Source organism: Streptomyces sp. PTL18, assembly GCF_059510295.1.
In genome coordinates this window covers 338062-362498 of record NZ_JCAJZO010000007.1, presented here as the reverse complement: position 1 = coordinate 362498, position 24437 = coordinate 338062, and the positions used below count along the sequence as shown (strand labels likewise).

Annotated in this window: 20 protein-coding genes; 6 read left to right on the top strand and 14 right to left on the bottom strand. The window is 71.5% G+C overall.

The features are described 5' to 3' along the window. Window positions 1–75 precede the first annotated feature (75 nt). The gene (locus AC5WS8_RS16945; RefSeq protein WP_496104207.1) at window positions 76–1230 is read right to left on the bottom strand and encodes an adenosine deaminase; all 1155 of its coding nucleotides are present in this window, start codon (window positions 1228–1230) and stop codon (window positions 76–78) included. A gap of 113 nt (window positions 1231–1343) precedes the next feature. Here AC5WS8_RS16945 and AC5WS8_RS16940 point away from each other — a divergent pair, with 113 nt between their 5' ends. After that, a complete protein-coding gene (locus AC5WS8_RS16940; RefSeq protein ID WP_496104206.1) occupies window positions 1344–2105 on the top strand; it encodes an alpha/beta hydrolase family protein in 762 nt (253 codons plus the stop codon). 93 nt (window positions 2106–2198) lie between these two features. On the opposite strand, the gene AC5WS8_RS16935 is transcribed toward AC5WS8_RS16940, so the two are convergent. Continuing rightward, the gene (locus tag AC5WS8_RS16935) at window positions 2199–3161 is read right to left on the bottom strand and encodes a LysR family transcriptional regulator (protein WP_496104205.1); all 963 of its coding nucleotides are present in this window, start codon (window positions 3159–3161) and stop codon (window positions 2199–2201) included. 63 nt (window positions 3162–3224) lie between these two features. Here AC5WS8_RS16935 and AC5WS8_RS16930 point away from each other — a divergent pair, with 63 nt between their 5' ends. Both AC5WS8_RS16930 and AC5WS8_RS16925 read left to right on the top strand, forming a co-directional pair. Continuing rightward, entirely contained in the window at window positions 3225–4505 is a 1281-nt protein-coding gene (locus AC5WS8_RS16930) for an MFS transporter (RefSeq protein ID WP_496104204.1), read from the top strand. Between the two features lie 137 nt (window positions 4506–4642). Then, the gene (locus AC5WS8_RS16925; RefSeq protein ID WP_496104203.1) at window positions 4643–5650 is read left to right on the top strand and encodes a sigma-70 family RNA polymerase sigma factor; all 1008 of its coding nucleotides are present in this window, start codon (window positions 4643–4645) and stop codon (window positions 5648–5650) included. Here AC5WS8_RS16925 and AC5WS8_RS16920 read toward each other — a convergent pair. The 12 genes from AC5WS8_RS16920 to AC5WS8_RS16865 all read right to left on the bottom strand — a co-directional run bounded on the left by AC5WS8_RS16920 (window position 5543) and on the right by AC5WS8_RS16865 (window position 20434). After that, window positions 5543–5929: an STAS domain-containing protein gene (locus AC5WS8_RS16920; protein WP_496104237.1), complete on the bottom strand. Its 387-nt coding sequence runs from the start codon at window positions 5927–5929 to the stop codon at window positions 5543–5545. The two genes, AC5WS8_RS16925 and AC5WS8_RS16920, sit on opposite strands and share 108 nt — an antisense overlap. A gap of 288 nt (window positions 5930–6217) precedes the next feature. Then, window positions 6218–7501: a thymidine phosphorylase gene (locus AC5WS8_RS16915; RefSeq protein ID WP_496104202.1), complete on the bottom strand. Its 1284-nt coding sequence runs from the start codon at window positions 7499–7501 to the stop codon at window positions 6218–6220. Window positions 7502–7593: 92 nt separating this feature from the next. Beyond that, the gene (locus tag AC5WS8_RS16910; protein WP_496104201.1) at window positions 7594–7995 is read right to left on the bottom strand and encodes a cytidine deaminase; all 402 of its coding nucleotides are present in this window, start codon (window positions 7993–7995) and stop codon (window positions 7594–7596) included. Further along, window positions 7992–9278, bottom strand: a complete 1287-nt coding sequence (locus AC5WS8_RS16905) for an ABC transporter permease (RefSeq protein WP_496104200.1) — start codon at window positions 9276–9278, stop codon at window positions 7992–7994. Before AC5WS8_RS16905 ends, AC5WS8_RS16910 begins: the two co-directional genes overlap by 4 nt. Further along, a complete protein-coding gene (locus AC5WS8_RS16900; protein ID WP_496104199.1) occupies window positions 9278–10405 on the bottom strand; it encodes an ABC transporter permease in 1128 nt (375 codons plus the stop codon). The genes AC5WS8_RS16905 and AC5WS8_RS16900 overlap by 1 nt, the downstream gene beginning before the upstream one ends. Then, window positions 10402–11895, bottom strand: coding sequence for an ABC transporter ATP-binding protein (locus AC5WS8_RS16895; protein ID WP_496104198.1), 1494 nt, complete (start codon window positions 11893–11895; stop codon window positions 10402–10404). Before AC5WS8_RS16895 ends, AC5WS8_RS16900 begins: the two co-directional genes overlap by 4 nt. A 232-nt stretch (window positions 11896–12127) precedes the next feature. Beyond that, the gene (locus tag AC5WS8_RS16890; RefSeq protein WP_496104197.1) at window positions 12128–13183 is read right to left on the bottom strand and encodes a BMP family lipoprotein; all 1056 of its coding nucleotides are present in this window, start codon (window positions 13181–13183) and stop codon (window positions 12128–12130) included. Window positions 13184–13459: 276 nt separating this feature from the next. Beyond that, window positions 13460–14683, bottom strand: coding sequence for an amidohydrolase (locus AC5WS8_RS16885; RefSeq protein ID WP_496104196.1), 1224 nt, complete (start codon window positions 14681–14683; stop codon window positions 13460–13462). 816 nt (window positions 14684–15499) lie between these two features. After that, complete coding sequence (locus AC5WS8_RS16880) at window positions 15500–16789, bottom strand: hypothetical protein (protein WP_496104195.1); 1290 nt, start codon at window positions 16787–16789, stop codon at window positions 15500–15502. A gap of 26 nt (window positions 16790–16815) precedes the next feature. Beyond that, window positions 16816–17754: an N-acetylneuraminate synthase family protein gene (locus tag AC5WS8_RS16875; RefSeq protein WP_496104194.1), complete on the bottom strand. Its 939-nt coding sequence runs from the start codon at window positions 17752–17754 to the stop codon at window positions 16816–16818. 11 nt (window positions 17755–17765) lie between these two features. Beyond that, window positions 17766–19037: a cytidylyltransferase domain-containing protein gene (locus AC5WS8_RS16870; RefSeq protein WP_496104193.1), complete on the bottom strand. Its 1272-nt coding sequence runs from the start codon at window positions 19035–19037 to the stop codon at window positions 17766–17768. 23 nt (window positions 19038–19060) lie between these two features. After that, the gene (locus AC5WS8_RS16865) at window positions 19061–20434 is read right to left on the bottom strand and encodes a DUF6716 putative glycosyltransferase (protein WP_496104192.1); all 1374 of its coding nucleotides are present in this window, start codon (window positions 20432–20434) and stop codon (window positions 19061–19063) included. Window positions 20435–20632: 198 nt separating this feature from the next. Here AC5WS8_RS16865 and AC5WS8_RS16860 point away from each other — a divergent pair, with 198 nt between their 5' ends. The 3 genes from AC5WS8_RS16860 to AC5WS8_RS16850 all read left to right on the top strand — a co-directional run bounded on the left by AC5WS8_RS16860 (window position 20633) and on the right by AC5WS8_RS16850 (window position 24169). Then, on the top strand, window positions 20633–21610 hold the full coding sequence (locus AC5WS8_RS16860; protein WP_496104191.1) for a glycosyltransferase family 2 protein: 978 nt from the start codon (window positions 20633–20635) through the stop codon (window positions 21608–21610). After that, window positions 21607–22941, top strand: coding sequence for an alpha-2,8-polysialyltransferase family protein (locus AC5WS8_RS16855; protein ID WP_496104190.1), 1335 nt, complete (start codon window positions 21607–21609; stop codon window positions 22939–22941). Before AC5WS8_RS16860 ends, AC5WS8_RS16855 begins: the two co-directional genes overlap by 4 nt. 277 nt (window positions 22942–23218) lie before the next feature. Beyond that, a complete protein-coding gene (locus tag AC5WS8_RS16850; RefSeq protein ID WP_496104189.1) occupies window positions 23219–24169 on the top strand; it encodes a class I SAM-dependent methyltransferase in 951 nt (316 codons plus the stop codon). Window positions 24170–24437: the final 268 nt, after the last annotated feature.

The following is a 24437-nucleotide window of genomic DNA, read 5'->3' as shown; positions in this document are numbered from 1 at the left end:
ACGCGCCGACGGGCTCCGCAAACATACGAATACGGCCGGGCGAGGACCGCCCGGCCGTCTCGAAAAAGCCTTCCGTCAGCCCTCGGACTCCCCGGAACCGCTGGTGGAGGCGGTCTGCTGGAACAGCCATTCGGACTTCAACTCGGCATATCCCGGCTTGATGACGTCATTGATCATCGCCAGTCGTTCATCGAAAGGAATGAATGCTGACTTCATAGCATTGACGGAGAACCACTGGAGGTCGTCGAGCGTGTAACCGAATGCCTCGACCAGGTGGTCGAATTCCCGGCTCATGCTCGTCCCCGACATCAGGCGGTTGTCCGTGTTCACCGTGGCACGGAAATGCAGCCGCCGCAGCAACCCGATGGGGTGGCCGGCGTACGAGTCGGCGGCGCCGGTCTGGAGGTTGGAGCTCGGACACAGCTCCAGCGGGATGCGCTTGTCGCGTACGTAGGAGGCGAGGCGTCCGAGCTTGACCGTGCCGTCCTGAAGGACCTGGATGTCGTCGATGATGCGCACGCCGTGCCCGAGCCGGTCGGCGCCGCACCACTGCAGGGCCTGCCAGATGGACGGCAGCCCGAAGGCCTCCCCGGCGTGGATGGTGAAGTGGTTGTTCTCCCGCTTGAGGTACTCGAAGGCGTCGAGGTGCCGGGTGGGCGGGTAACCGGCCTCCGCTCCGGCGATGTCGAAGCCGACGACACCCAGGTCCCGGTACCGGTTGGCGAGTTCGGCGATCTCCAGGGCGCGGGCGGCGTGCCGCATGGCGGTGAGCAGGGCTCCGACGCGGATGCGGTGGCCGGCCGCCTTCGCCCGCCGTTCGCCCAGCCGGAAGCCCTCGTTGACCGCCTCGACGACCTCCTCCAGGCTGAGCCCGCCCTCCAGGTGCTGCTCGGGCGCGTACCGCACCTCGGCGTACACGACTCCGTCCTCGGCGAGGTCCTCGGCACACTCCGCCGCCACGCGCACCAGCGCCTCGCGGGTCTGCATCACGCCGACGGTGTGGGAGAAGGTCTCCAGGTACCGCTCCAGGGAACCGGAGTCGGCGGCCTCTCGGAACCAGACGCCGAGCTTGTCGGGGTCGGTCTCGGGGAGGTGGGAGTACCCGGTGTCGCGGGCGAGGTCGACGACGGTGCCGGGGCGCAGGCCACCGTCGAGGTGGTCGTGGAGCAGGACCTTGGGAGCCCGGCGGATCTGGTCCCAGCTCGGGGTGTTCTGGTGCTGGCTCGTCATTGCCGCACCCTACGCCCTACGCGCGTAGAGCACAGGGTGCGGCAAGGCGTCGATACCCAAAGGTGATCCGTCGGCCAGGTTTCGTACGGCGTCGCTTCTGACACTGTTCTGTTATGGCAGATCAAGCGACGCCGGTTCGCAGGGCCCGGCTGGGGAGAGCGCTCGGCCCGGAACCGACGGCGGTGAGCGGCGCGGTTCTGCTGCTCCCTAGCGGCGACGAGGCGTCCTTCCGAAGACCGTCCCCCCTGATGGCCACCGCCTCGGTCCGCACGCTCGGCCGCCGGCTGGCCCGGGCCGGTCTCGCCGAAGGCCTCGTCGCGCATGTGGTGCACTACCGCTACCGGGGCTGGAACGGCAGCGAGGCACATCCGGCACAGGACGCCGACTGGGCCGCCGAGGAGGTCGTCCGCCGGTACGGGGACGTGACGGTCTGCCTGGTCGGCGTGGGCATGGGCGGCCGGGCGGCGCTGCACGCGGCCGGGCACACGGCCGTCACCTCCGTGGTGGCGCTGTCCCCTTGGCTGCCCGAGGAGGACGTGGCGGCGCCACCCGAACCGGTGAAACAGCTCGCCGGACGCCGGGTGCTGATCGTGCACGGCACGAACGACGAACGCACGGACCCGGAGCTGTCGTTCCGCCTCGCGTCGCGCGCGAAGAAGGCGAACCGCGACATCTGCCGTTTCGAAGTCCACGCCGACGGCCACGGGTTGCACCAGTACCGCTCGGAAGTCCACGCACTGACCGAGGACTTCGTGATGGGCACGCTGTTCGGCCGGGCGTTCTCCCGCCCGGTCCAGGACGCTCTGGCGGCTCCGCCGCCGCTGGGGTTGCGCATGCCGTTGGCGGCGGGATTCGGGAGGTCGCTGAGGCGGTGAACGGGGGTGCCCCGGAAGTGGCCCCGGCGGGGACGGGGCCGCGACGGCATGCGGCTCCCCCGCACAGGGCGACCCGACGACGCGCCCGCACCGTCACCCCGGCAGGAGCCGCCCCCTCCGCGACAACAGGAACTGCTTGAACGCGGCCACCGGCGGCGTGTCCACGTGCCCCGCCAGCCACGCCACGCCGATCTCCCGCACCGCCCGCGGCGCCGTGACCGTCAGCTCCACGACACCGGGCCGCGGCACGGCGGGCGGCGGCAGCAGAGCCACCCCCAGTCCCGCCGCGACCAGGCCCCGCAGGGTCTCCGCCTCCTCGCCCTCGAAGGCGATCCGCGGCGTGAACCCCGCCTCACGGCACAGGTCGTCGGTGATGCGCCGCATCCCGTACCCGGGCTCCAGCGTCACGAACGTCTCGTCCGCGGCCTCGGCGAGCCGCACGCGCCGTCGGCTCGCGAGCCGGTGGTCGGCGGGCACCACGAGCCGCAGCTTCTGCTCGTCAAGGCGCCGGGCGACCAGATCGGGGGCGTCCGGCACCGGAGAGGTCAGGCACAGGTCCAGCTCCCCCGTCCGCAGCCGCTCCAGCATCGCCTCGCCGTAGTTCTGGACCAGGCTGAAGCGGACGCGCGGGTGGTCGGCGCGGAAGGCGTGGATCAGCCCGGGCACGGTCTCGGCGCCCATCGTGTGCAGAAAGCCGAAGGCGACCTTGCCGGCGGCGGGGTCCGCGTCCGCGCGCACCTCCTCGGCGGCCCGTTCGATCTCGGCCAGCGCGCGCTCGACCGAGGCGAGGAACGTGCGCCCCGCCGGAGTGAGGGCCACCGTGCGGCCGCGTCGGGCGAACAGCTGTACGCCGAGGTCCTCTTCGAGCCGGACCAGGGCGCGGGAGAGGGTGGACTGCGGAACCTGCATCTCCTGCGCGGCACGCGTGACGTGCTCGGTTCGGGCGACGCCCGCGAAGTACGCGAGGCGCGGCGCGAGCAGCGTGACGATGTCTTCTGCGTCACTTGTGTCACTGGACGATGACAGGCGGGCGGCTGACCTCTGCTGATGCACCATGGGAACGATTATGGCGTTTCTGTGCATTGGACGGATCAGCGGTCGTGTCCGTACGTTCGAGTCATGCCTGCTGCCGATACCGGGGCGTCCGCCACCGTGGACGCCGATGCCGTCACCGTCCCTGTCCCCGACTCGCGGATGACCCCGGGTGGCCCCGGCTACCGCCGGATGAGCCTCGCGCTCTTCCTCGCCGGCGTCGCCACCTTCGCGCTCCTGTACTCCACGCAGGCCCTGCTGCCGCTCGTCTCCCGTGACCTCGGGGTGACGGCGAGCGCGGCGAGCTGGACGGTGTCCGGCGCGACCGGTGGACTGGCGCTGTTCGTCCTCCCCATGAGCGCCCTGTCGGAGCGCTTCGGACGGCGCACGCTGATGACGGCGTCGCTGGCCGTGGCGGTGACCGTCGGACTGCTCGTCCCCTTCGCGCCCTCGCTGGGCTCGCTGATCGTGCTGCGGGCGGTGCAGGGCGCGGCGCTGGCCGGCCTGCCGGCGTCGGCGACCGCGTACCTGGCCGAGGAGGTCCGGCCGAAGGCCCTGGTCACGGCGATCGGTCTGTTCGTGGCCGGGAACAGCGTCGGTGGGATGAGCGGCCGGATCATCACCGGCTGGGTCGCCCAGGAGTGGGGCTGGCGGGTGGCCGTGGGCACCGTCGGCGTGATCGCGGTCGCCTGTGCGGTGGCTTTCCGTCTGCTGCTGCCGGCGCCGCGGCACTTCACGGCGGGCTCGCTGCGCCCGCGGGTGCTGGCCCGCACGGTCCGCGACCACCTCGCCAACCCGCTGCTGCGGCGGCTGTACGCGATCGGCGCGCTGTTCATGACGGTGTTCGGCGGCGTGTACACGGTGATCGGCTACCGCCTGACGGAGGCGCCGTTCGGGCTGCCGCAGGGCGTCATCGGATCGATCTTCCTGGTGTACCTGGTGGGCACGGTGTCGGCGTCGACGGCGGGCCGGCTGGTGGGCAGCCTGGGCCGCCGCGGGGCGCTGTACCTGGCGGGCGGCACGACCACGGCCGGTCTGCTGCTCTCCGCGGCCTCCTCGCTCCCGCTGGTCCTGCTCGGACTGGTCCTGATCACGGCGGGGTTCTTCGCGGGTCACGCGGTGGCGTCGTCGGCGGTCAGCCACACGGCGAAGGAGGGCCGCGCGCAGGCGTCCGCCCTCTACCAGTCGGCGTACTACATCGGTTCCAGCACGGGCAGCACGCTCGGCGCGGTGGCCTTCCACGCGGCGGGCTGGGCCGGAACGGTAGGGATGGGTGTGCTGGCGGTCGCGGGCGTCGTGGTGATCACCCTGTTCGGGTCGCGGGCGGCTCGGGTCGCCGCCCGCCGGGAGCCGGTGCCCGCGCACTGAACCGCAGGCCGTCCCCCAAGCCGTCGGGGCCGGGGTGTTCGTGCGCTCCGGGGACCGTTGTCACAGGGCTGCTGTAGCTTGCGAAGTGCTGGGGGCGCGAGGGTGCGCCACGGGGACGGCCGCAGGGTGGGTGGACCATGGGTGAGGGCACGGCGACGGCGGAGGACCTCGCCGTCCGGCTGGAGAGGCACCGGGTCGAGCTGACGGGGTACTGCTACCGCATGCTCGGCTCGTCCTTCGAGGCCGAGGACGCGGTGCAGGACACGATGGTCCGCGCCTGGCGGAGCCACGAGAAGTTCGAGGGCCGCTCCTCCCTGCGCTCGTGGCTGTACCGGATCGCGACGAACGTCTGCCTGGACATGCTGAGCGCGGGCAACAAGCGGGCCCGCCCGATGGACCTGACCGAGGCCGCACCGCTGGAGCGGGCCGTCCTCTCCCCGCGCCCGGACCGCACCTGGCTGGAGCCGGTGCCCGACGCGCGGGTGCTGCCGGTGACGGGGGACCCGGCGGAGGCCGCGGTCGCCAAGGAGTCGGTCCGCCTGGCCTTCATGGCCGCCCTTCAGCAACTGCCGCCCAAGCAGCGGGCGGTGCTCATCCTTCGGGAGGTGCTGGCCTGGAGGGCGAGCGAGGTCGCCGAGCTGCTGGACACCTCGGTCGCCTCGGTCAACAGCGCCTTGCAGCGGGCGCGTGCGACGCTGGCGGAGCGGAGCGGGGAGGGCGCCGACGCCGCCGTCTCCGACCCGCTCGACGAGGAGCAGAGGAAGCTTCTGGAGCGCTATGTGGCGGCCTTCGAGGGGTACGACATGGCGGCGCTGACGACCCTGCTGCACGAGGACGCGGTGATGACGATGCCGCCGTTCGACCTGTGGCTGCGCGGCACCCCGGACATCACCGGTTTCATGACCACGCTCGGCGCGGCCTGCGCGGGCTCGCGGCTGCTGCCGGTCGAGGTGAACGGCCTGCCGGGCTTCGCCCAGTACAAACCGCATCCGGCGAAGGGCGGCTTCACGGCCTGGGCGGTGCAGGTGCTGGAGATGTCAGCCGGCCGGATCACCGGGTTCCACTGCTTCCTCGACACCCGGCGCTGGTTCCCGCTGTTCGGCCTGCCCCTCGAACTCGAACGGGAGGCCGACGAGGTCGAGTAGTGCGCGGAGGGCGGGCGTCGGGTCACGCAGCCGGATACGGCCTCCGGCCCGGTGGGCGGCGAGCTGGAGCCGGGCCAGTACGTCGACGGTGGCGAGCCGCACGGGTCCGAGTGCTCCGACGTCGCATACGACGACTCCCGCCCCGGTGGCCTCCATCAGCGCTCGCACGTCGTCGCCGAGGTGCGCCACGTCTCCGGGGGCAACAGGTCCGGTCGGCATGAGTACCGGGGGTGTCTTGGCGTCCACGGAGGGTGGACCGGGTGGACGCCGCCCACTCATCGGCCGGTGGCTGCACCCCTGGTCGACCGGAAACTCGCCGGTGCCGATGACGGGATCGAAGGGGGCCTGGAGCTTGATCGCCTCGCCGAACCCGGCCGTGCTCGGCGGGCGGCAGACGTCACCCTTCGGTTCTCCGCAAAGCGTCGCAGCGGGACCTTCAGAGGCCCAGCGGTCGACGAGGAGGTGGAGCGGGACGCCCGCGGCGGCGTGGGCGGCGGGCTTGCCGCATGCCGAACGGGATCGGCGGCGGCCCACCGATCCCGTTCACCCGACAGAAGAAACGCCTGGTCAGGCTATACGTTCCAGTACCACCGGCGATGCCGTGAACCCGGTCCCCGGCGCCGCGACGTCGTAGGAACCCTCCACCGCCTCCAGCGCGTACGCGAACCGCTCGGGCGTGTCCGTGTGCAGGGTCAGCAGCGGCTGGCCCGCCGTGACCGTGTCCCCCGGCTTGGCATGCATCTCGATGCCCGCCGCCGCCTGCACCGGGTCCTCCTTGCGGGCGCGGCCCGCACCGAGGCGCCAGGCGGCGACTCCGATGTCGTAGGCGTCGAGGCGGGTCAGGACACCGGACGAGGGGGCCTTGATCACGTGCTGCTCCTTCGACGTCGGCAGGGGCGCGTCCGGGTCGCCGCCCTGGGCCGCGATCATGCGGCGCCAGACGTCCATCGCGGAGCCGTCGGCCAGGGCCTTCGCCGGGTCCGCGTCCTTCACTCCGGCCGCCTCCAGCATCTCGCGGGCCAGGGCGATCGTCAGCTCCACCACGTCCGCCGGGCCGCCGCCCGCGAGCACCTCCACCGACTCGCGGACCTCGAGCGCGTTGCCCGCGGTCAGGCCGAGGGGGGTCGACATGTCCGTCAGCAGCGCGATCGTCCTCACGCCGTGGTCCGCGCCGAGGCCCACCATCGTCCGCGCCAGTTCGCGGGCGTCGTCCAGGGTCTTCATGAAGGCGCCCGAGCCGACCTTCACGTCCAGGACCAGCGAGCCCGTGCCTTCCGCGATCTTCTTCGACATGATGGAGGAGGCGATCAGGGGGATGGCCTCCACCGTGCCCGTCACGTCGCGGAGCGCGTAGAGCTTCTTGTCCGCGGGTGCGAGGCCGTCGCCCGCCGCACAGATCACGGCGCCGACACCGTCCAGCACGGACAGCATCTCCTCGTTCGACAGCAGCGCCCGCCAGCCCGGGATCGACTCCAGCTTGTCCAGCGTGCCGCCCGTGTGGCCGAGGCCCCGGCCCGACAGCTGGGGGACCGCCGCGCCGCACGCGGCGACCAGCGGCGCCAGCGGCAGCGTGATCTTGTCGCCGACGCCGCCCGTCGAGTGCTTGTCGGCCGTCGGGCGGGAGAGGGAGGAGAAGTCCATGCGCTCGCCCGAGGCGATCATCGCCGCCGTCCAGCGGGCGATCTCGCGGCGGTTCATGCCGTTGAGCAGGATGGCCATCGCCAGCGCGGACATCTGCTCGTCGGCGACCTCGCCCCGCGTGTACGCGTCGATGACCCAGTCGATCTGCTCGTCGCTCAGCTCACCGCGGTCCCGCTTGGTGCGGATGACGGAGATGGCGTCCATGGCCATGGGTTCCTTCCGGAGGTTCGAAGGACCTTCAGGTCCGAAGAGGTGCGGCCCCCGCGAGCCTCGCAGGTCGACTCGGAAGGGCCGCACGGGAGTTACTTGGTGAGATGGTCCGGGCCGAAGGCCTGCGGCAGCATCTCCGACAGCGGCAGGACCCCTGCCGGAGAGTCCACCAGCAGGTCGGGGCCGCCGAACTCGTACAGCAGCTGGCGGCAGCGGCCGCACGGGACGAGCAGTTCGCCCTCGCCGTTCACGCAGGTGAAGTGGGTGAGCCGGCCGCCCCCGGTGTTCTGCAGCTGCGAGACGAGCCCGCACTCGGCGCACAGGCTGAGGCCGTACGAGGCGTTCTCGACGTTGCAGCCGGTGACGGTGCGGCCGTCGTCGACGAGGGCCGCCACGCCGACCCGGTAGCCGGAGTAGGGGGCGTAGGCGCGCGACATCGCCGCGCGCGCCTCCTGTCTGAGGGCCGCCCAGTCGAACGTCGCGGGCTCGGTCACTTGCCCTGTCCCTTCCGGTACCGCATGCCGTCGGCCTTGGGCATCCGCAGGCGCTGCGCGGACAGCGACAGCACGAGGAGGGTGACGACGTACGGGGTGGCGCCGACGAAATCGCTCGGGACCTCGTCGGTGAACAGATACCAGATCAGGACGAGTGCGGCCGTGACGGCGCTGATGACGCCCTGCCACATGGCCTTGCGGTACAGCTTCCAGCCGGCCAGTGCCGCGAGGAGGACGACCAGCAGGATGAGCAGGGCGTGCACGGTCACCCCGCCGTTGCGCAGCTGGAGTGCGTCGGAGTAGCCGAACAGGCCGGCGCCCATGGCCAGTCCACCGGGCCGCCAGTTGCCGAAGATCATGGCCGCGAGGCCGATGTAGCCGCGCCCGCCGGTCTGGCCCTCCAGGTACGTGTGCGAGGTGACCAGCGCGAGGAAGGCACCGCCGAGTCCGGCGAGACCGCCGGAGATGGCCACGGCCGCGTACTTGTACGTGTAGACGTTGACGCCGAGCGACTCCGCGGCGGTCGGGTTCTCGCCGCAGGAGCGCAGCCGCAGACCGAAGGGGGTGCGCCACAGCAGCCACCAGCTGCCGGCGAACAGCAGCGCGGCCAGAATCGTGATCACGGACAGGTCGGTGACCAGGCCGCCGATGATGCCGGCGAGGTCGGAGATCAGGAACCAGTGGTGCTTCTCGACGGAGGCGAGGCCGTCGGAGAGGCCGGGCACGGTGACGCTGGGCAGTGAGTCCACGGGCGGGGACTGCTTGGGGTTGCCGCCGGCGTCGGCCGCCTTGCCGCCGGCGAGGAACAGCTTGGCGAGGTACTGGGTGGCGCCGAGCGCGAGCAGGTTGATCGCGACACCGGAGACGATGTGGTCGACGCCGAAGGTGACGGTCGCGACGGCGTGCACCAGGCCGCCGAGGACACCGAAGCCGATGCCGCACAGCAGGCCCAGCCAGGGGCTGGACTGCCAGCCGATCCAGCCGGACCCGAAGGTGCCGAGGATCATCATGCCCTCGAGGCCGATGTTCACCACGCCGGACCGCTCGGACCACAGACCCGCCAGACCGGCGAGGCCGATCGGCACGGCGAGACCCAGCGCGGCGCTGACCTGTCCGGCGGAGTCGAGCTGGTTGGAGCCGGTGATCACGCGGACCGCCGCCACGAGCAGCAGGGCGCCCGCGACGATCATGAGGATCTGGCCGGGCGAACGGCCCGAGGCCTTGGCCGCGGTGGCCGCCCTGGGCGTCGCGGGCGGCGGCGTGTCGGTCATCGTGGCAGTCATCACGCCACCTCCTGCTTCTTCGTCGGGGCGGCGGCCTGGACGGCGAGCTCCGCGCCGACCCGCTGCTGCTGGCGCTTGAGGCCGTAGCGGCGTACGACCTCGTAGGCGATCACGACGCACAGGACGATGACGCCCTGGATGACGCCGAGGATCTCCTTGTCGTAGCCCTGGAACTCCAGGTGGTTGGTGGTGCGCTCCAGGAAGCCCCACAGGAGGGCGCCGAGCGCTATGCCGATCGGGTGGTTGCGGCCGAGCAGCGCGATGGCGATGCCGGTGAAGCCGATGCCGACCGGGAAGTCGTTGCTGAACTGGTGGCTGTCGTTGAGCAGGGTCGGCATACCGATGAGTCCGGCCACCGCACCCGAGATGACCATGCTGGTGGCGATCATCTTCTTCACCCCGACACCGCTCGCCGCGGCGGCGGTCTCGGACTGGCCCACGGTGCGCAGGTCGAAGCCGAACCGGGTGCGGCCGAGCACGAACCAGTACGCGACGCCGACCAGGAGGGCGATGAAGATGAAGCCCCACAGCAGGCCGGCCGGGCCGGTGTCGATGGTGAAGAAGTACGACGACGACGGCAGCGGCTTGGTCGAGACGAGGGTGCCGCCCTGCTGGAGCTCGCCCAGCTTTCCGGGCTGGAGCAGGTAGGCGATGATCGCGGTGGCGATCGAGTTCAGCATGATCGTCGAGATGACCTCGCTGACCCCCCGCGTCACCTTGAGGACGCCGGCGATGGCCGCCCAGAGGGCGCCGGTCGCCATGGCGCATATGATGATCAGCGGGATGGCGATCCAGCCGGGCACGGTGAGCACGCCGCCGAGGACGGCGGCGACGAACGCGGCGAGCCGGTACTGACCGTCGACACCGATGTTGAACAGGTTCATGCGGAAGCCGACGGCCACCGCGACACCCGCCAGGTAGTACGTCGTCGCCTTGTTCAGGATGTAGACCTGGCTGTCGCTGGCGAAGCCGTAGGTCACCATGTCGCTGAAGGCGTCGCCGGGGTTCTTGCCGGTCGCGAGGATCACCAGGGTGGTCACGACGAGCGCGGCGACGACCGCCAGCAGCGGTGCCGCGATCCCCAGGAGCAGCCGCTCCTTGTCGATCCGTGAGGTCAGCTTGTTCATCGCTCGTCGTCCTCTGTGTGCTCCAGGTGGCCGGTGGCCGCACCCGTCATGGCGGAGCCCAGCTCTTCGGGGGTGATCGTGGCGGGGTCGGCGTCGGCGACCAGGCGGCCGCGGTACATCACCCGCAGGGTGTCGGAGAGCCCGATCAGCTCGTCCAGGTCGGCGGAGATCAGCAGCACGGCCAGGCCCTCACGGCGGGCCTCGCGGATGTGGTCCCAGATCGCGGCCTGCGCGCCGACGTCCACACCGCGGGTCGGGTGGGCGGCTATGAGCAGCTTGGGGGCGTGGCTCATCTCCCGGCCGACGATCAGCTTCTGCTGGTTGCCGCCGGACAGCGAGGCCGCGGTCACGTCGATGCCGGGGGTGCGGACGTCGTAGGCCCGCACGATCCGCTCGGTGTCGGCACGGGCCGCCTTGATGTCGATGAGGCCGCCGCGCGAGTTGGGCCGCTCGGAGACATGGCCGAGGATGCGGTTCTCCCACAGCGGTGCTTCCAGGAGCAGGCCGTGGCGGTGGCGGTCCTCGGGGATGTAGCCGATGCCGGCCTCGCGGCGGTTGCGGGTCGCGATACGGGAGATGTCGACGCCGTCGAGCGTGATCACCCCGGCGTCCGGCTGCCGCATGCCCATGATCGCCTCGACCAGCTCCGACTGGCCGTTGCCCTCCACACCGGCGATGCCGAGGACCTCGCCCTTGTGGATGGTGAAGGAGATCTCGTCCAGGATGATCCGCTCGACGCCGTCCAGGTCCGTCTGCGTGAGGTGCAGGCCGTCCAGCTTCAGCATCGGGACGTCCGTGACGGTGGACTCCTCGGTCTCCGGCGTCGGCAGTTCGCTGCCGACCATCAGCTCGGCGAGCTGCTTCGGGGTGGTGCCCCGCGGCTCGACCGTGCCGACGGTGGTGCCGCGCCGGATGACGGTGATCTCGTCGGCGACGGAGAGCACCTCGCCCAGCTTGTGGGAGATGAAGATGACGGTGAGACCCTCGGCCTTCAGCTCGCGGAGGTTGTCGAAGAGCGCGTCGACCTCCTGCGGTACGAGGACGGCGGTGGGCTCGTCGAGGATGAGGGTCTTGGCGCCGCGGTAGAGGACCTTGAGGATCTCCACGCGCTGGCGGTCGGCGACGCCGAGCTCCTCCACGAGGACGTCCGGGCGGACGTTCAGGCCGTACGCGTCGGAGATCTCGTTGATCCTGGCGCGGGCCCTGCTCCCGATCCCGTACAGCTTCTCCGCGCCGAGGACGACGTTCTCCAGGACGGTGAGGTTGTCGGCGAGCATGAAGTGCTGGTGCACCATGCCGATGCCGCGGGCGATGGCGTCGGCCGGGTTGTGGAGGACGACCTGTTCGCCGTTCACGGTGATGGTGCCCTCGTCCGGCTGCTGCATGCCGTAGAGGATCTTCATCAGAGTGGACTTGCCGGCGCCGTTCTCACCGCACAGGGCGTGTACGGTGCCCGTACGGACCGTGATGTCGATGTCGCGGTTGGCCACGACGCCGGGGAAACGCTTGGTGATGCCGCGCAGTTCGACGGCAGCGGGAGGGCTGGACGCGTTGATGGCGCACTCTCCTCGGGGAAAGGGGCTGCGGGGGGAGGGCAGGCGTCGGCGACGCTAGCGCGGCAACTCTGCGCTACACGCGTAGAGTTGACACATTGTTATGGCTCGGCGGGGGGCGGCGGAAGGCACCCCCACGCCGAGCCGGGGTCCGACGGGACCCATCAGGTCACGGGGTGGTCTTGACCTTGATCGAGCCGTCGATGATCTTCTTCTTCGCCGCGTCCAGCTTGGGCTGGATGTCGTCGATGAAGCCACCGCTGGTGGCCAGCGAGACACCGTTCTTGGCGAGCGAGTAGGTGTTCGTGCCGGTCAGCGGCTTGCCGTCGTGGACGGACTTGATGAAGTCGAAGACGCCGACGTCGACGTTCTTGACCATCGAGGTCAGGATCGAGTTCTTGTACTTGGCCAGACCCGGGATGTTGTACTGGTCGGAGTCCACGCCGATGGCCCAGGCCCCCTTGACGCCGTTGATGGCCTCGATCGCACCGTTGCCGGAGGAGCCGGCCGCCGAGTAGATGACGTCGGCGCCGTTGTCGAGCATGCCCTGCGCGGCCTCCTTGCCCTTGTCGGGGCTGGCGAAGCCGGAGAAGTCCGAGCCGTGGCTCAGGTACTGGGTGTCGACCTTGATCTTGGGGTTGGTGTCCTTGACGCCCTGGACGTAACCCGCCTCGAACTTCTTGATCAGCGGGACGTCGACACCGCCGATGAAGCCGACGTGGTCCTTCTTCGTCTTCAGCGCGGCGGCGACACCGGCCAGGTAGGAGCCCTGCTCCTCGGTGAACGTGATGCTGTCGACGTTCTTCGCGTCCACCACCGAGTCGACGAGGCCGAAGCTGGTCTTCGGGTACTTCGCGGCGATCTTGGTCACGGCGGAGGCGTACGAGAAACCGACGGCGACGATCGGGTTGTAGCCCGCGTCCGCCAGGTCCGACAGCCGCTGTTCACGGTCGGCCTCGGTGTCGGAAGTCTTGGCGGTCAGCTCCTTGATGGAACCGCCGAACTCCTTCTCGGCCTTGTCGGCACCGCGCGCTGCGGAGTCGTTGAAGGAGCGGTCACCACGGCCGCCGACGTCGTAGGCGAGGCCGATCTTGACGCCCTTGCCGCCGCCCGAGGACGGCGACGAGCTGCTGTTGTCGGAAGAGGTGCTGCCACAGGCAGTGGCAGTCACGGCGAGGGCTGCGGTCGCGATACACGCAGCGGAAAGCTTGGCTACCCGGCGCACGGGAAGGCTCCTTCACCTGACCTGAGCGCCATTCCGGCGCTTGATGTGAGCACCACGCGGATGCTCGGGCCGAGACGCCCCGGCGGCGTCGGCTTCGCGGCATCGTAACGCGCGTAGATGTCAGAAAAACACCTCTCGCGAAGCCGTTATCGATTCGAGGCGAACACCGCCTGAACTCGGAGTCTTGACCTTCGTCGCACACCGTTGCGGCCAATGTACAAATGGCTTACGAACATGTTGCGCCCGACGGTGGGACGGCCCCGCGGGGCCGTCGACTCACACCCTCTCCGCCGCGTCCAGCAGCGCCGCCGCCGTGAACAGTTCCACGCCCACCGTGATGGCGTGCTCGTCCGCGTCGAAGTCCCCCTGGTGCAGGTCCCGCACCACACGGTCCCCGGGGCGGCGGACGCCGAGGCGGGCCATGGCGCCGGGGACCTGCTCCAGGTACCAGGAGAAGTCCTCGCCACCGAGGCTCTGCTCGGTGTCCTCCACGGAGTGGGCACCGCGCCGCGCGGTCATCGCGTCGCGCAGCAGTTCGGTGGTGTCGGCCTCGTTGACCACCGGCGGCACTCCGCGGACGTAGTTGATCTCGGGCTTGGCCTTGTACTGGTTGGCGATCTCGTCGACCGCCGCGTGCACCAGGTCCGGCGCCTGCCGCCAGGCGTCGAGGTCGAGGCAGCGGACGGTCCCGGAGATCTCGGCGTGCTGCGGGATCACGTTGCAGGCGTGCCCGGACTCGATACGCCCCCAGGTGACCGAGAGCCCGCTGCGGGCGTCGACGCGGCGCGCGACCATCCCCGGCACCTCGGCGGCGACGCGCGCGGCGGCCAGCACGAGGTCCGTGGTGAGGTGGGGGCGCGCGGTGTGGCCGCCCGGGCCGTCGAGCGCGACCTCGAGCCGGTCGCAGGCGGAGGTGATGGGGCCGTGCCGCAGCCCGATGCGCCCGGCCTCGACCTTGGGGTCGCAGTGCACGGCGATGATCCGCCCGACCCCCTCGAGGACACCGGACTCGATGGCGTCGGCGGCCCCGCCCGGCAGGACCTCCTCGGCGGCCTGGAAGACCAGCCGCACCGGCTGCGGCAGCCGCCCCTCGCGGTGCAGCTCGGCGAGGACGAGTCCGGCGCCGAGGACGACCGTGGTGTGCACGTCGTGGCCGCAGGCGTGGGCGCGGTCCGGCACGGTGGAGCGGTAGGCGCAGTCGGTCTTGGTGTCGGGGATCGGGAGCGCGTCGATGTCCGCGCGGAGCGCGAGCATGGGACGTGCGCTGCTGTCGCCGATGTCACACACGAGTCCGGTCCCGGTGTCGAGGACGCGCGGTGTGAGACCCGCCTGCTCCAGGCGAGCCTTGATCGCGGCGGTCGTACGGAACTCCTGGTGGCCGAGTTCGGGGTGCATGTGCAGGTCGCGACGGAAGGCGACGAGTTCGGCGAGCAGCGCCTCGGACAGCGCGCCGGGAAGCACCGCTTCCCCGGGATGATCGGCCTCGGACTCTGGGGACATCACTTGGTTCACCCTTTGAAGGGTAAGGCGATCGGGCGGCCGGTCTCCCTGCGATCAACAAAACTTCAGCCCGTCAGGGGAAGAAAATCCGGCCGCACGCCGCATGGTCGGCAGTGGGGGTGGGTAAAATCACCGGCTTTCCGGGCGACGGGATCGCGCCGGGAGCTCGGGAACGGAGCCGCGGGGGTGACCGCGGAGGCGTCCCGGCGCCGTGGCAGACGCCCGGTGGTCCCTGTGCGGGATCGCTTCCGTGTACGGGCGTCCCGCCGCGTGAACGCTCGAAGGGCTCCGAGCCGTTCCCGTACACCACGGATACCACGTCACACCGCCTTCCCGTCGCGGAAGCGTCACCTCTCCTACGACTCCCCCACCCGTGGGCGACCTCACATGGCGATGTGGTGAACGCTTGAGAAGCGGCCCTGCGCGGCACGTCCGCATGGGTGGGGTCGCCCGCGTGAACGCCGAGGAACCGGACTTCGTACGGACCACCCGGGCGTCGTACGACACCCTGGCCCCCGACCACGCCGACCGCTTCCCCGACGGTCTGGCGGCCCGCCCGCTCGACCGGGCCCCGGTCACCGCCTTCGCGGAGCTGGTCCGGGCGCACGGTCCGGCGCCCGTGGCCGACCTCGGCTGCGGCCCGGGACACGATCACTTCCCACCTCACCAAGGCCGGTCTGCCCGTCCGGGCAGGCACGCTCCTGGAACCGGACCGGGACGGGACGCGACAGCACGCGTACGTTCCGGCCCGCGGGCCGCGCGACGGGGAGTGACGGCCACCGCACGTGCGCGACGGTCCCGCTCCGCCGGGCCCTTCTATCCGGCCGCCACGTCCTGCTCCGCCGTCGCTTCCGGTCCTCCCGGCACCGACGAGACCCGGTCCACGTCCCGTGCCGTCCCGGTCACCCCCGACAGGAACCCCTGCGCCCGGGGCGACGCGTGGTCCGTCAGCCAGGCCGGGTCGATGTCGCACACCGCGACGCGGACCGGCGTGCCGACCAGGGCCAGGGGCAGGGTGTGGACGACCGTGGAGGGGAAGCTGAGGATCGTACGGCCGACGGGGCCGCGGCGTGCGATCAGTTCCAGGGGCAGGTCCGGGCGGACCACCTCCAGGCCCGTCTCGGCCGCGAGCCGGTGCAGTTTCTCCGTGCTTTCGCGACGGTGGGCGAAGTAGCGGGTCGCCCCGTGCGCCGTGGCGAGCGACCGCACCGCCTCCAGATAGCGCTCGCCGTCCACCACGCCGGTCTCGACGAGGGAGGTGCCGACCAGGTCCGCGCCCTTGGTCAGCCGGGGCGGGCCGAAGCGGGACCGGGTCCAGGCGAAGTCGTTGGCCGTGACCGTGACGCCGGCCGGGGCCTCGTCGATCGGCATCGAGGAGAAGACCTCCACCGTGCGCCGGGTACCGGGTGTCAGCCTGCGGCGCGCCGACGACGACACCGGGGCGAACAGCAGGTCCCGCGGACCCCGGCGGGAGCCCTTGCGGTGCCAGCGCACCAGGCGTTCACCGCGGGCCAGCTGGGCGACGAACTCCATGGTCGCGGTGCCGTCGTCCACCACCACCAGCTCCGGGGCCCGGGTGATGGTGAGCAGCAGCTGGACGTAGCGGGAGAACGGGTCCCCCATCACCACCCGGCACGCCCGGCGCAGCAGCGGGGTGAGGCCGCCGATGGTCTGGAAGGGGGCCAGCGGGCCGCCCCGCGCCTCCTCCCAGCGGACCTCGTGCCCCTGGTCACGGGCCAGCTCCGCCATGCGGCGCAGCTGGCCCCGGGTCATCGGGTCGGTGGGCGACAGCACCACGAGGGTGAGCCCCTCCAGCGACGCGTCGTCCTGCGCACCCCCGTCCTGCGCCGCCCCACCGTCCGGCCGCCCCGCGCCGTCCGCCGCCGTACGCCCCGCCCCCGGCCGCCGGCCCCCCTGCGCGGGAATCCCCCGCGGCCTGCGGCCTCCCTGGGCGGGGACCCCCGCCGCGTTCCCCTGCGCGGCGCTCCCCGCGGTGCGCAGGGTGTGCGCGTGGGCCCACTCCAGCACGTTCAGGAGCTGTACCGGGCTCTCGACGAAGGCGATCGTGGGGTGGGGGTGGCCGGTGGATCCGGCACGGGGGCTCATCGGCATACGACCGTCCCGTAAGGAGCTCAGACCGTCACCGGCTCGCCGGCGGCCGCCGCGATCTCCGCCTCGGCCACGACGCCGCTGACGCGGCGCAGCTTCTTCATCGGGCCGAGCTCGGAGTCGTACACCTTCTTCACGCCGTCGCCCAGCGCCGCCTCGATGGTGCGGATGTCGCGCACCAGGCGCGTGAGGCCCTGCGGCTCGACGGAGGCGGCCTGGTCGGAGCCCCACATCGCGCGGTCCAGGGTGATGTGGCGCTCGACGAAGCGGGCGCCGAGGGCGACCGCGGCGAGCGTGGTCTGCAGGCCCGTCTCGTGGCCGGAGTAGCCGATCGGGACGTTCGGGTACTCCTTCTCCAGCGTGTTGATCACGCGGAGGTTGAGCTCCTCGGCCTTGGCCGGGTACGTCGAGGTGGCGTGGCACATGAGGATGTTGTCGGAGCCGAGGACCTCGACCGCGTGGCGGATCTGCTTCGGGGTCGACATGCCCGTGGAGAGGATGATCGTGCGGCCCGTGGCACGCAGGGCGCGCAGCAGCTCGTCGTCGGTCAGGGAGGCGCTCGCCACCTTGTGGGCGGGGACGTCGAACTTCTCCAGGAAGGCGACGGCCTCGGTGTCCCACGGGGAGGCGAACCAGTCGATCCCCTTCTCCTTGCAGTACGTGTCGATCCGGCGGTACTCGTCCTCGCCGAACTCCACGCGGTGGCGGTAGTCGATGTAGGTCATCCGGCCCCAGGGGGTGTCGCGCTCGATGCCCCACTGGTCGCGCGGGGTGCAGATCTCGGGGGTGCGCTTCTGGAACTTGACGGCGTCGCAGCCGGCCTCGGCGGCCGCGTCGATCAGCTTGAAGGCGTTCTCGATGTCGCCGTTGTGGTTGATGCCGATCTCGCCGCAGATGTAGACGGGCCTGTCGGGGCCGACCTCGCGGGAACCGAACGTACGCAGACGGGAGTTGGTGCTCATCAGGGGGGTCCTTACTGGGGGAGGGAGTCGAGAGAGGGGCCGAGGATCCAGCTGGCGATCTCTCGGATCGCGCCGTCACCGCCGGGGAGGGTGGTGACCGCGCGTGCGGCGCCGCGCACGACGTCGTGGGCGCTTGCGACCGCCACGGGCCAGCCGACGAGGCCGAGGCACGGGAGGTCGTTGACGTCGTTACCGACGTAGAGCACGCGCTCCGGCGCGATGCCCTGCTCCTCGCACCACTGCTTCAGCGCGAGGTCCTTCCGGTCGATGCCGTGCAGGACCGGGATCTTGAGCTTCCGGGCCCGTGCGGCGACGACCGGGTTCTGCTCCGTGGACAGGATGAGCATCGTCAGGCCGCTGCGGCGCAGAGCGGCGATGCCGAGGCCGTCCCCGCGGTGCACGGAGACGAACTCGCGTCCGTCGGAGTCGATCAGCACCCTGTCGTCGGTCTGGGTGCCGTCGAAGTCGAGTACGACCGCGTCGATGTCCTCGCGGGCCGGAAGGGCGCCCGGCCGGTCAGCGTCGAACAGGGGCGCGAGGGCGCGGGCGCGAGCCAGGTCGTGCGGGTCGTCGATCTCCAGCACGCGGGCCGGGTCGGTGCGCACGAGTTCGGTGCGGCCGAAGAAGCGGTGCTGGTGCTTGCGGAAGCCGGCCGCGTCCATGGCGTAGGCGGCCCCGGTCTCCAGCAGGTCCTGGGGGCGGTCCTGGCGGCGCGGGCGGAACGCCTTGTCGTGGTTGACGCCGTAGCCGCCGGTGGCCGCGCCGGTCCGGGCGACGGTGCCCGCGGCGGCCTCGTCCGCCGTGTCCTCGGCGTCTCGCCAGACGAACCCGTGGAACGGTGCGACGGTCACCGCCGTGTCGGCGCCGTTCTCGGCGACCGCCCCGGCCACCCCGTCGACGTCCCCGCGGACGAGGAAGGGGCTGGTGCACTGCACGAGCAGGACCACGTCGACGGACGCGCCGTGCAGGGCCTCGTGGGCGTCCATGGCGTGCAGGACGGCGGCCTCCGAGGTCGCCGTGTCACCGGCGATGGCGGCCGGCCGCAGCACGACCTCGGCGCCGGCCTCGCGCGCCGTCGCGGCGATGGCCTGGTCGTCGGTGGACACCACGACGTCCGTCACCAGGCGGGCCGCCAGGCACTCGCGCACCGCGCGCGCCACCAGCGGCACACCGCCGACGGGGGCGAGGTTCTTCGCGGGCACGCCCTTGGAGCCGCCGCGCGCAGGGATCACCGCGAGCACCCGGCGCACCGAAGCGCCTCGGCCCGCTTCCGGGTGGGACATGGGCTCTACTCCTTGAAGAGGGGTCACAGCTCCCCCATCCGCCGGATCACGGGTGCCACGCGCTGCACTCCGTGGCGGTAGGCGCCGCGGGCCGCGCGGCGGACGATCCGGCGTACGGGTCCGGGCGCCCTGTCGGCGGCGGGCGCGCCCGGCAGCGGGCTTCCGTCGGGGGCGAGGTGGTGACGGGCGAGGACGCCGGGCAGATAGCCGGGCGCGGTGACGGGGGTGTAGTAGGGCTTCAGCGGGGGGAGGTCACCGGCGGCCAGCAGCTTGCCGATGCGCCCCCGGGCCTCGTCGAAGGCGGTCGCGTACGAACCTCCCCCCGAGGGGGCGCCGCCGACGGCGACGCCCTGCCGGGCCACCCACTCCGCATCCGGCGCGGGCTCGTGTCCGGCGTCGAGCTGGTCCCAGGAGGCGAGGCAGCCGGAGCCCACGAAGTGGTGGTTGCCGAGCGCCTCCCGGACCCCGAGGTCGGTGAGGACGACTGTGGGGATGCGGCGGTGCAGGGACTCCAGTGCGGCCGTCGAGCTGACGGTGACCAGCAGGTCGGTGTGGTCGAGGACCTCGCCCATGTTTCCGTAGACCAGGCGGAAGTTGGCCGGCGGATCGTGCCGCCGGGCCAGCTTCTGGTAGGGCAGTTCCTCGATGTGGGTGGTGTGCTCGCCGGGCTTGGAGCGCAGTTTGAGCAGCACCTCCCGCTCGGGGTGCCGGCGCGCGTGCTGGACGAGCCGGTCCAGCAGGTAGGTGCGGTCCGTGCGGGTCCCGGGCACGGAGGGCTGTGCGGCGAAGACGACCGTGTAGGGGTCCTTCTTCTCGTAGGGGGCGCCGCCGAGGAAGGGCAGCGCGACCTCGGTCACCGACGAGGCGTCGGCACCCACTCCCTCGTAGACCGCCCGGAAACGCTCGGCGTCCTGACGGGAGTTGGCGAGGACGAGGTCCGCGCCGTGGCGCAGCAGCAGCCCGTCGGCGAGCTTCTCGTAGACGACGCCGACGTAGCCGGTGACCACCACGGGCCGCTTCGCTCGCCCCCGCCAGGCGTGGGCGAGCCCGTGCAGCACCGCCTGGACGCCGCCGCCGACGAGGGCGAGCACGACCAGGTCGTACGTCTCCTGCGTCATCTCGCACAGGAACTCGGCGGCGGTGACCTCGCGCAGGGAGTCCGCGCGGACGCCGACTTCCCTCAGCTGACGGGCGGTGGGGGTGGCACGGCCCCGCAGGAGGAAGCCGTCGAGCCGGATGCCCGAATCGGCCGCTTCACCGGATGTCTCCGCCGATCCATCGGTCTCCGTGAATTCCGTCGGAGAAATGCGGTTGGCGGTGAGCGCACCCCATTTCCACCGGGTGTCGGAATCGGCTAGGACGGCAACCCGCAGGCGCTTCGCGGTACTTGCTGGCACGTCGAAGACGCTAGGAAGCGATTTCGAGGTGCAGCCGAAGCGGAATACAACAAAGGGTTAACAGCGGGCCGCCGAACAGCGAATCGGCCTGCGAAACGGCCGGGAAACTGTCGGATTCACTATTCCGCCACGCGGCGTTCACTCCCCATCAAGCCGCCGGTCGAGACGAATGCCGGGCCGCCGCCTAACGTCACGGGTGTGGTCAAGCTCTCCGTCATCGTGCCGTTCTACAACGTGCAGCAATACGCGCCCGACACCCTGAAGAGCCTGCGTGCGAACGCGCGTGAGGACTTCGAGTTCATTCTCGTCGACGACTGCTCGCGCGACGAGACTCCCGACATTCTCGCGCGCGCGGAGCGCGAGCTGCCAGGCGCGGTGTATGTCCGGCACGAGAAGAACGGGGGGCTGGCGACCGCCCGCAACACCGGGATCGACACGGCGCGCGGCGAGTACCTCACGTTCCTCGACGGGGACGACTGGCTGGAACCCGGGTACTACCCCAGGCTGGTCGCCGCCATCGAGGAGCTGGGCTGCGACTTCGTGCGCACCGACCACGTCCAGTGCACCGGGCGGACGCGGGCCGTCCACCGGGTGCCGCACGGCCGGCGCGGTGTGGTGATGAACCCGCGCGACGCGATACTGCCCGCCGACCGCTCCACGTCCGTGGACTACGCGTACGCGTGGGCGGGCGCCTACCACCGCCGCCTCGTCGACCGCGGTCTGCTGCACTTCACCGACGGTCTGCGCACCGCGGAGGACCGGCCGTGGATCTGGAAGCTGCACCGGGAGGCGGAGTCGTTCGCCGCGGTGAGCCTCATGGGCGTCTACTACCGGCGCGGTGTCGCCTCCTCGCTCACCCAGATCGGGGATGTGCGGCAACTGGACTTCATCCGCGCGTTCGACCAGGTCGTGGCGGAGACCGCCGAGGACCGGGACGCGCGCGAACTGCTCCCCAAGGCCGTGCGCACGTATTGCGCGATCATTTCCCACCATCTGGGATCCATCGAAAGGTTCGAGCCGGCGGTGGCACGGAAACTGAAGTCGATGAGTGCTGTCGCACTGCGGCGCATGCCGCAGGACGTGCTCGAGGAGGCCCTGGACTCCATGGACATCGAGCGGGGCTCGCGTCTGCGCCGGCTGCGCCGCCGTCCCGTGCCCGCGGGGGTGGCCGCGTGACGACGCAGATCTTCCTGGCGTCGACGCTGTACGGCACGGCCACCCTGGCCGCGGCACTGGACAGCGCGTGCTTCGCACCCGCCGACCGGCGCATCCTGCTGGTCTCCAACAACGCGGCAACGCCCGAGACCACGCCCGCCCTGGACGAGATGCCCGGCTTCGAGCGGCTGCGCGACCGCTTCGACGAGGTGATCTCCTGGAACGAGGCCATCCACCCCTTCCACCCGGGCGGCTGGGCCCCCCGCCCGGACGACGTCCCGCTGTGGGAGCGCCACCTGCGGCTCCTGTGGAACCTCGGCGACGACGACATAGAACTGGCCGTCGAGTCCATCCAGGTCAACCCGGCGCTCGGCGTCTGCCAGATCTTCACCGGCGCGCCCGTCACCGTCTACGCGGACGGCCTGATGAGCTACGGCCCCACCCGCAACAAGATCGACCCCCTGGTCGGCACCCGCGTGGACCGGCTGCTGCACCTGGACCTGGTGCCGGGACTGAAGCCGCTGCTGCTGACCGAGTTCGGCGTCGAGCCGGAGATCGTGCCGACGGAGGCCTTCTCCAAGGTGCTCACGGAACTCGAGGACACCGGCGACGCGCTGCCCGCCGTTCAGGCCCCGGCGCTGCTGCTCGGCCAGTACCTCTCGGCGCTCGACATACTCACCGCCGTGGAGGAGGAGAACCTCCATGTGCGGATGCTGAAGGGTGCCGTGGAACTCGGTCACACCCGGGTGGTGTTCAAGCCGCACCCCTCGGCCCCGGCCCGCTGGTCGCGCGCGCTGGAGAAGGAGGCCGAGAAGCTGGGCGCCGACCTGACGGTCCTCGACGCCCCGGTCCTCGCCGAGGTGCTGTACCAGCGCATGCGTCCGGCGCTGGTCGTCGGCTGCTTCTCCACCGCGCTGCTCACCGCGTCGGCGTTCTACGGCCTCCCGGTCGCCCGGATCGGCACCGAGGCCCTGCTGGAGCGTCTGACCCCGTTCGAGAACAGCAACCGCGTCCCGGTCACGATCGTCGACGCCCTGCTGCCCGAGTTGACGGCCCGCAGGGCGGTCGAGGACCAGCGTCGGGGCATGGCGGTCGAGGACCTGAACGCGCTGGTACGGACCGTGGGCTTCGCGATGCAGCCGAAGATCTACCCCGAGCTGCGGGCGCACGCCGAGCGCTACCTCACCGAGCACCTGAGCCCGCACACCTGGCGGTACTTCAAGCGCCGGCGCCTGACCTCGCTGGCGCTGCCGGGCGGGATCCCCGTCCAGCTGGCGTTCATCCCGCGCAACGCCACCGTCCGCAGGGTCGTCCGCAGGGCCCGGGCCCTCAGGCGCGCCGCCCGGGGGTGAGTTCCCCGGGCCGGGTCGTCATCAAGGCCCTGGGGCGAGGTGCTGGACATCCCTCGTACGGGCCTCCTGCCGACGGTGGCCGCCCCGGCGCTCGGTCCGCTCAGTCCGCTCAGTCCGCTCGGTCCGCTCAGTCCGCTCAGTCCGCTCAGTCCGCTCAGTCCGCTCACAGGAATTGCCCTGCTGTTCACCTCGGCGCCCGTTTGGACGACCACTTCCGGGCAGATGCTGGGCAGCTCCGCGCACCGTTTCCGTCCGCACAAGGGAGTGCCCCGTCCTCATGGCCGCCACAGCTGAAACGGCTCCACCGCCCCGCCGGCTCGATGACGTCTCCGGCTGGTTCCCCGTTCTCGACCAGACGCTCTTCCGCTGGTTCCTCGACCGGCAGGAGTCCGCCGGGATGCGCGGAGACCTGCTGGAGGTCGGGGTGTTCATGGGCAAGAGCGCGATCTTCCTCGGCCGGCACCTCCGGGACGGCGAGGAGTTCACGGTGTGCGACCTCTTCGGGGGCGACGCACCGGACGACGCCAACAGGGCGGAGTCGACGAAGTCGTACAGCGCCCTGACCCGGCAGGCCTTCGAGGAGAACTACCTCTCCTTCCACGACGTGCTGCCCCGCGTCCTGCAGGGCCCCAGCTCGATGGTGCCCGGCGAGGTCCGGCCGCGCTCCTGCCGGTTCGTCCACATCGACGGCTCCCACCTGTACGAGCATGTCCACGGCGACATAGGCGCGGCCCACGACCTGCTGCTGCCCGACGGGATCGTCGTCCTGGACGACTTCCGCTCGGAGCACACGCCCGGCGTCTCGGTGGCCACCTGGGAGGCGGTGCTCAACAGGGGCCTGCGCCCGATCTGCCTGAGCACGCAGAAGCTGTACGGGACCTGGGGCGATCCCGAGCCCGTCCAGGAGGAGCTGCTGGCGATGGTGGAGGGGCGCGAGGACTGCCACCTGAGCGTCCAGGAGGCCGCCGGGCACCGCATCGTCCGCCTGAAGTCCAAGGGCATGCAGGCACCGCCGTTCCCGCCGTCACGGCACGCGGACGCCCCCGAGCCCCCCGCGGCCGCGATCCCCGCGCAGCCGGCGCGGGCCGCACGGCCCGCCCGGCCCGCGGACCCGCCGAAGCGTCCCGCGACCCCCCGCAGCCTCAGTCGGAAGCTCGCCGTGGACCTTCTGCCCCCGGTGGTCACCCGCGCGGTACGCCGGGCCCGCAAGCGCAGGCGCACGGGCTGAGCATCGGGTCCGGTGACGCGCCTCGACACCCGCGCGCTCACCGGGCCGGCGGCGGTCCGACGGGGGCACCTCGGTGGGCCGGGGACACGGCGGGCGGGTGAGGGAGTACCTCGCCCGTCCCGGGCTGCGGCGGTGGCCACCGGGCCTCCAGGGCGGGCACCAGGCCGTCGAGGACCGGTAGTGCGCTCGCCGGGGTCTCGCGGTCGGCGGCGGTGCGCCGACGGCCCGGGACAGCGCCGGGGCGGCGGCGCGGTCGTAGGGTGCGAGC

What these genes read in the sequence shown, in the direction of transcription:
- AC5WS8_RS16885 (WP_496104196.1), bottom strand. Translation starts at nt 14,683, where the DNA reads ATGTCCCCAGAGTCCGAGGCCGATCATCCCGGGGAAGCGGTGCTTCCC.
- AC5WS8_RS16935 (WP_496104205.1), bottom strand. Translation starts at nt 3,161, where the DNA reads ATGGTGCATCAGCAGAGGTCAGCCGCCCGCCTGTCATCGTCCAGTGAC.
- AC5WS8_RS16880 (WP_496104195.1), bottom strand. Translation starts at nt 16,789, where the DNA reads ATGAGCCCCCGTGCCGGATCCACCGGCCACCCCCACCCCACGATCGCC.
- AC5WS8_RS16945 (WP_496104207.1), bottom strand. Translation starts at nt 1,230, where the DNA reads ATGACGAGCCAGCACCAGAACACCCCGAGCTGGGACCAGATCCGCCGG.
- AC5WS8_RS16915 (WP_496104202.1), bottom strand. Translation starts at nt 7,501, where the DNA reads ATGGCCATGGACGCCATCTCCGTCATCCGCACCAAGCGGGACCGCGGT.
- AC5WS8_RS16900 (WP_496104199.1), bottom strand. Translation starts at nt 10,405, where the DNA reads ATGAACAAGCTGACCTCACGGATCGACAAGGAGCGGCTGCTCCTGGGG.
- AC5WS8_RS16875 (WP_496104194.1), bottom strand. Translation starts at nt 17,754, where the DNA reads ATGAGCACCAACTCCCGTCTGCGTACGTTCGGTTCCCGCGAGGTCGGC.
- AC5WS8_RS16870 (WP_496104193.1), bottom strand. Translation starts at nt 19,037, where the DNA reads ATGTCCCACCCGGAAGCGGGCCGAGGCGCTTCGGTGCGCCGGGTGCTC.
- AC5WS8_RS16920 (WP_496104237.1), bottom strand. Translation starts at nt 5,929, where the DNA reads ATGAGTGGGCGGCGTCCACCCGGTCCACCCTCCGTGGACGCCAAGACA.
- AC5WS8_RS16930 (WP_496104204.1), top strand. Translation starts at nt 3,225, where the DNA reads ATGCCTGCTGCCGATACCGGGGCGTCCGCCACCGTGGACGCCGATGCC.
- AC5WS8_RS16940 (WP_496104206.1), top strand. Translation starts at nt 1,344, where the DNA reads ATGGCAGATCAAGCGACGCCGGTTCGCAGGGCCCGGCTGGGGAGAGCG.
- AC5WS8_RS16850 (WP_496104189.1), top strand. Translation starts at nt 23,219, where the DNA reads ATGGCCGCCACAGCTGAAACGGCTCCACCGCCCCGCCGGCTCGATGAC.
- AC5WS8_RS16905 (WP_496104200.1), bottom strand. Translation starts at nt 9,278, where the DNA reads ATGACTGCCACGATGACCGACACGCCGCCGCCCGCGACGCCCAGGGCG.
- AC5WS8_RS16925 (WP_496104203.1), top strand. Translation starts at nt 4,643, where the DNA reads ATGGGTGAGGGCACGGCGACGGCGGAGGACCTCGCCGTCCGGCTGGAG.